This window comes from Candidatus Symbiopectobacterium sp. (assembly GCF_020054415.1).
Lineage (GTDB): Bacteria > Pseudomonadota > Gammaproteobacteria > Enterobacterales > Enterobacteriaceae > Symbiopectobacterium.
In genome coordinates, this window is sequence record NZ_JAHWCO010000670.1 from 1 (window position 1) to 6,168 (window position 6,168).

A 6,168-nucleotide genomic window follows, 5' to 3' on the forward strand; every position below is an offset into this window, starting at 1 on the left:
AATGTGCTGCGGGCGTACGCCGATGGCCACTTTACTCGATGGAAAACGGATCTGGGCAGAAAAGAATCTGAACCAGATGTAATCTGACAGATACCTGTATAAATAATCGGTAACTGTCAGATCAGGTCTGAGCTAGTACACTTCATTGAACCCCAATCGCTCGGCGCTCTGTTGGGTCAGTAATACATTCACAGCCGTCTTTCCATCGGCCAGCAGTACGCTCAGATGCTGCTGAACCGCGTCCCGACTGCGGGCTTGCACCGTACCAAAGAATTGGTTGCGGGCGCTGGTTTGCAGTGAAAAACGAGCGATGGTGGCCAGCAGGCTGTCCAGCGGCAAATTATCATCTTGCAGAACGTCAAACGCCTTTTGCTGTATTTGTGCTAGCAAATCATAGAGCTGAATCAATCGTTCGCCATAACGCGTCAGCGTGGCACCACCGCCGCCTTTACCGCCGGTCATGCGCTCTACAATGGTCTGCTCTGCCAGTTGATTCATTTCGTTGATGGCATCCCAGGCGCTTTTGTAGCTGATACCTGCGAGTTTGGAACCTTGGCTGATGGAACCGGTGTGATGAATCTGTTTGATCAGCTCAATGCGTCGTGGGTCGGCAAAAAGACGTCGTTGTAATTTGAGTGTCAGAAGGATTTCAGCTTGCATGGTCACGGTCCAGGGAGATTAGAAAAGACAAAACCGAGCGTGCGTGACGTTCGGTACAGCGCTATTGTCGCGCGTTTGGGCGGTGCGGGCAAACCGCACAAATGCTCGCATTAATTCTTACAGTTACGGTACACTATTCACCATCACCCGTAATGATTTTTCGTTGCGGTACTTTGAGATTCGCTATGAATGTCGCGTGTATTGAGAAACGGACCGTTAGCGATAAGTGAGGTAAGCATGTTGGATTTGCTCAAAAGCCTGCTGTTTGCACTTGCAATGGTGCCTGTGATGATGGTGATCATCCTCGGTGCTATCTACGGTTTAGGCGAAGTATTTAATGTCTTTTCCCATATTGGCCATGCCGATGAACGCGTTGTAAGAAAGTAACCCCACTAGGTTTTCTCTTTTCTGATGCCCGGTAGATTTGACCGGGCATTATTTTTTGTATGTACTCTCTTCGGATTATGCGAGCAAAAGCGCATGACATTGCTGGATTTATCGTTATATTATTCCGAATATAACGAACGTCCTGATGCAATTATTCTTTGGAGAGACCGATGAAACAGCAATGGATGAAATGGGGTGTCGCACTAACCCTGAGCGCAACCTTGGCGATGCCAGCCTTCGCGGCAGAACAGAAAATCACCGTGTTTGCCGCCGCTTCGCTGACCAATGCGTTGCAGGAAATTGCCGCACAATATAGGAAAGAGAAAAACGTCGATATCGTTTCCTCTTTTGCCTCCTCTTCAACGCTGGCTCGCCAGATTGAGCAAGGTGCGCCTGCGGATCTGTTTATTTCTGCCGACCAGCAGTGGATGGATTACGCTCAGGATAAAAAACTGACGGATACCGCGACACGCTACACCTTGCTGGGTAACGCGCTGGTGGTGATTGCACCGAAATCCAACGATGTGAAGCATTTTGCCATCACGGATAAAACAGACTGGAAGAGCCTGTTGAAAGGGGGCCATCTGGCGGTTGGCGATCCGGACCATGTGCCTGCCGGGATCTATGCCAAAGAAGCACTGCAAAATCTGAAAGCCTGGGGCGAACTCTCTCCGGTGATGGCACGCGCTAACGACGTGCGCTCCGCCATGGCGCTGGTAGAACGTGAAGAAGCGCCTCTGGGGATTGTGTACGGTTCCGATGCAGTCGCCAGCAACAAGGTGAAAGTGGTCAGCATCTTCCCGAAAGAGAGCCACAAGCCGGTCGAATATCCGATGGCTATCATCAAAGATCATAACAACGCGACGGTGACCGGTTTTTACGAATACCTGAAAACACCTGCCGCTGCGGATGTGTTCAAACGCTATGGTTTCACGCCGCGCGGATGATGCTCACGGATTACGAATGGCAAGCCATTGAACTTAGTCTTAAAGTTTCTATCACCGCTGTAATATTCAGCCTGCCGCTAGGGGTCTTGGCGGCATGGGTGTTGGTACGCTGCCGTTTTCTTGGAAAGTCGCTGTTAGATAGCATTATCCATTTGCCGCTGGTGTTGCCACCGGTGGTGATTGGCTATTTGTTGCTGATTGGGATGGGCAGAAAAGGCATTATCGGCCAATGGCTTTATGAATGGTTCGGCCTCAGCTTCAGTTTCAGTTGGCGTGGTGCCGCACTCGCTTCCGCTGTGATCGCGTTTCCTCTGATGGTGCGCGCAATTCGTCTGGCGCTGGAGGCGGTGGATACGCGGTTGGAACTGGCCGCCAGAACGCTGGGTGCTAACCCTTGGCGTGTCTTCTTCACCATCACGTTGCCTCTTTCATTTCCCGGCATTGTGGCAGGCACCGTATTGGCGTTTGCTCGCTCGCTGGGTGAGTTTGGTGCAACCATTACGTTTGTGTCCAATATTCCTGGGGAAACGCGTACCATCCCGTCGGCGATGTACACATTGATTCAAAAACCCGGTGCAGAAGCCGATGCGGCGCGCCTGTGTGTGATTGCCATTCTGCTCTCAATGGCGTCGTTGCTGCTCTCTGAGTGGTTAACACGCTGGGGTCGCAAACGGTGGTGTAATGCTGGGGCTTAATTTTCATCAACGCCTCGGCAATCTTGATTTGCGTGTGGATACCCAATTGCCCGCATCAGGCATTTCTGCGGTGTTTGGCGTATCTGGCGCCGGAAAAACGTCGCTGATCAATGCGGTGGTGGGTCTGACGCGCCCGCAGTCTGGCCGCATTGTACTCAACGATCGCGTGTTAATGGATGCCGAGAAACGTATCTGCCTGCCGCCCGAAAAGCGCCATGTGGGTTACGTCTTCCAGGATGCACTGCTGTTTCCACATTATCGGGTACAAGGCAATCTGCGTTATGGCATGGCGTCATCCATGAAATCGCAGTTTGATGCCATTGTGGCATTGCTGGGCATTGAGGCACTGTTAAACCGCTTACCGCTGACCCTCTCCGGTGGCGAAAAGCAGCGTGTAGCGATTGGCCGCGCTTTGCTGACCGCACCGGAACTGCTGCTAATGGATGAGCCGCTGGCGTCGCTTGATTTGCCGCGCAAACGTGAGCTATTACCGTATCTGGAGACGTTGGCGAAAGAGGTCAACATTCCTATCCTGTATGTCAGCCACAGCATGGAAGAGATCGTGCGGCTCGCCGATCGGGTGGTGGTACTGGATAAAGGTAAAGTTAAAGCGGAAGGTCGGCTGGAAGAGGTGTGGGCGAGCAGCGCGATGCGCCCCTGGCTACCGAGCGATGAGCAAAGCAGCATTCTCAACGTGAAAGTGATGAAGCAGCATGAGCGTTATGCCATGACGGCGCTGTCGCTGGGCGAACAACGATTGTGGGTGAATCGGGTTGCCATGCCGTTGAAAACGCCGCTGCGTATTCGTGTCAACGCGGTCGATGTCTCTTTGGTGTTGCAACCGCCAACGGCAAGCAGTATTCGTAACGTGTTGCCCGCTAAGGTGTTGGAATGCATCGACGTCGATGAACAGGTCGAAGTGAAGCTGTCGGTGGGGGGACAAACCCTATGGGCGCGTATTTCACCTTGGGCGCGCGATGATCTGAGATTGCGTACGGATATGTGGTTATATGCGCAGATTAAAAGTGTGTCGATTACAGCCTAGTCATTCCCCGGCGTTCACCGGGGATAACGTTCTTACTGCAACACGCGCTGACGGATTAACTGCGCAATAGCCGGTTCTTCATTGTGTCCGATAACCAGATCGGCGTGCGCTTTAACGGCGTCATCACTATTTCCCATGGCAACACCGAGCCCGGCGGCTTCGAGCATACTGATGTCATTGAAATTATCGCCAAAGGCTAGCACTTCGCTCACGGAATACCCCTGAGACGTGACCCATTCACTTAGCAGCTTGCCTTTATTATTCCCGCTTTGGGCAACATCAACCTGATCCTGCCAAGACCACTCGCAGGTCAAGCCAAACTCCGCCATGACCCGATTGGCAAAGTTGTCCAATGCTTGCGTATCCGAATGCGACAGGGCGAATTTCCAGATGTTTTGCACCCGATCGGCGGTGTTCAGCAGGTTGTCAACGTGAAGGAAGGTAGGGTGCTGGTGTGGCGGCAGCGTTTCTCCCCACGCCTGAGTGCGAATCACATGGCCGGTCGGTTCTTGGTACAGCATGCCGTCATCGGCGTACATCAGTCCGTGAATGCCATACTCGCCTAACAAGGTCAGCACGTTTTTAGACTGAGCCGCCGTCAGCGGATTGGCTTGCGATGTCTGTTTATGCTGATAATCGTACAGATAGGTGCCATTGCAGCAAATCGCTGGTGTATCCAGATCCAACGCCTGATAGAACGGATGAATCGCGGAATGGTGCCGCCCTGTGGCGATCACCACTTTGATACCCTGTTGGCGCGCCAGTGCAGTGAGGGACTCCGGTAAAATTTTCTTTTGTTTGTCCAGCAATGTGCCATCCAAATCAAGAGCAATGATACGATACGTCATAGCGGCCCTATTAAGAGAATATAGAATTGCGTTAATGCCCATAATGTTACACCCTAAGTAGCATGGCGAAAAATGCGACAAACCAAGGAGAAAAGCATGCAGCAAGTGGTCTATGTCGCCAGTTCGGAAGGCCAGCAGATTCACGTCTGGCAGTTGGCGTCTTCGGGGCAGCTCACGTTGTTACAGGTTGTCGATGCGCCGGGTCAGGTGCAGCCGATGGTGATAGCACCCAACAAACAGTGTCTTTACGTTGGGGTACGCCCGACGTTCTCGGCCATCAGTTACCGCATCGATGCGCAAGGTTTGCTGACGCAGGTGGGGTCTGCCTCGTTGCCGGGAAGTCCGACGCATTTGTCCACTGACCGACAAGGGCGTTTTCTGTTTAGCGCATCCTACAGCGGTGAAACGTTGAGCGTCAGCCCGATTGATGCCGAAGGCATTGTAGGGGAGCCGATTCAACAACTGGATGGACTGTCAGGCTGCCACTCGAGCAATATCGACCCTCAAAACCGAGTGCTGTGGGCACCGTGTTTGAAAGAAGATCGCATTCGTTTGTATGACGTTTCTGCTGAGGGTGAGCTGTTCGTTGCGGCGCAAGCGTACCTCCACGCGGTGGATGGTGCAGGTCCACGGGATATGGATTTTCACCCCAATCAGCGTGTTGCCTACTGTGTTAATGAGTTGAACAGTACGGTTGACGTGATTGAGTTGCACTCGGTTGCGGGCAAGGCGCGCACCGTACAGTCGCTGGATGCCATGCCGCAGGGCTTTGCGGATACCCGCTGGGCGGCGGATATTCATTTGACGCCAGATGGTCGTTTCCTTTATTGCAGCGATCGTACTGCCAGCCTGTTAAGTATTTTCCAGGTGTCTGAAGATGGCAGTACCTTAACGCTGGTGGGGCATCAACCAACGGAGACGCAACCGCGCGGTTTCAATATCGATCACCGGGGTGAGTTTGTGATTTCTGCTGGACAGAAGTCCCAGCACATTGAGGTGTATCGCATCGATCAGAAAAGTGGAAAGCTGCAACCATTAGCGCGCTATGCGGTAGGGCAGGGGCCGATGTGGGTGAGTGTGTTGGCGCTTGATTGAGTCGTGCAGGAATCGTGGCTTCATTTTTCGTCATCCCCGGCGAAGGCCGGGGATCTCTGGCAGAAGTAATGGGTTTCGTCTGTAAGAGATTCCCGCCTGCTGGTCGTGTATTCAATGAGTTGATTTAGCATCAAACGTAGTACTCGCGTTCGATGTAAGTACCGATGATCCTATCGTGCATTTCGGATGATTTTGAATATACGAGCGTCTTGCGATTGAGCCGTTGCAATCGGTTACGCAGTGTCAGATGTGCACGCTCAATATGCTGTATATATAGCTTGCTAACAATGTGTTTTACTTTTGGAAGTTCGTCGTTGTAAGCACTGTAGCAATCCGTGTTTGCATGACTGACGAGGCTTTGTTGAATAAATCAGAACTTGTAACGACTGCGCCCCATACGGGTCGATTGTTACGTGATGCGAATACTGTTCGGCATTCCTAATAGCGTGATCCGGTTAAGCGCTTTGACCATGGCCATGGCTTCACCCACC

At 52.3% G+C, this 6,168-nt stretch carries 6 protein-coding genes and 3 pseudogenes; 5 read left to right on the top strand and 4 right to left on the bottom strand.

The window, feature by feature from the left end; translation table 11 throughout:
• Window positions 1–153: 153 nt before the first annotated feature.
• Window positions 154–660: pseudogene (locus QZ506_RS19310) on the bottom strand (molybdenum-dependent transcriptional regulator); the annotation flags it as partial.
• A gap of 237 nt (window positions 661–897) precedes the next feature.
• Between QZ506_RS19310 and QZ506_RS19315 the strand changes: the two are divergent.
• From QZ506_RS19315 to modC, 4 genes are all read left to right on the top strand, one after another.
• Complete coding sequence (locus tag QZ506_RS19315; RefSeq protein WP_291973216.1) at window positions 898–1,047, top strand: AcrZ family multidrug efflux pump-associated protein; 150 nt, start codon at window positions 898–900, stop codon at window positions 1,045–1,047.
• 170 nt (window positions 1,048–1,217) lie between these two features.
• Window positions 1,218–1,994: a molybdate ABC transporter substrate-binding protein gene (modA, locus tag QZ506_RS19320; RefSeq protein ID WP_291973218.1), complete on the top strand. Its 777-nt coding sequence runs from the start codon at window positions 1,218–1,220 to the stop codon at window positions 1,992–1,994.
• On the top strand, window positions 1,991–2,689 hold the full coding sequence (modB, locus tag QZ506_RS19325) for a molybdate ABC transporter permease subunit (RefSeq protein WP_291973220.1): 699 nt from the start codon (window positions 1,991–1,993) through the stop codon (window positions 2,687–2,689). Before modA ends, modB begins: the two co-directional genes overlap by 4 nt.
• Window positions 2,676–3,734, top strand: coding sequence for a molybdenum ABC transporter ATP-binding protein ModC (modC, locus tag QZ506_RS19330; protein WP_291973222.1), 1,059 nt, complete (start codon window positions 2,676–2,678; stop codon window positions 3,732–3,734). The genes modB and modC overlap by 14 nt, the downstream gene beginning before the upstream one ends.
• Window positions 3,735–3,766: 32 nt before the next feature.
• Here modC and QZ506_RS19335 read toward each other — a convergent pair whose 3' ends face one another.
• Window positions 3,767–4,582 (bottom strand): pyridoxal phosphatase, encoded by an 816-nt coding sequence (locus tag QZ506_RS19335; RefSeq protein ID WP_291973223.1) that lies wholly within the window; start codon window positions 4,580–4,582, stop codon window positions 3,767–3,769.
• A gap of 96 nt (window positions 4,583–4,678) precedes the next feature.
• Here QZ506_RS19335 and pgl point away from each other — a divergent pair, with 96 nt between their 5' ends.
• Window positions 4,679–5,677, top strand: a complete 999-nt coding sequence (pgl, locus tag QZ506_RS19340) for a 6-phosphogluconolactonase (protein ID WP_291973225.1) — start codon at window positions 4,679–4,681, stop codon at window positions 5,675–5,677.
• Between the two features lie 130 nt (window positions 5,678–5,807).
• On the opposite strand, the pseudogene QZ506_RS19345 reads toward pgl, so the two are convergent.
• Both QZ506_RS19345 and QZ506_RS19350 read right to left on the bottom strand, forming a co-directional pair.
• Window positions 5,808–6,014: pseudogene (locus QZ506_RS19345) on the bottom strand (IS1 family transposase); the annotation flags it as partial.
• Between the two features lie 72 nt (window positions 6,015–6,086).
• Window positions 6,087–6,168 (bottom strand): annotated as a pseudogene (locus QZ506_RS19350) (lipoprotein); the annotation flags it as partial.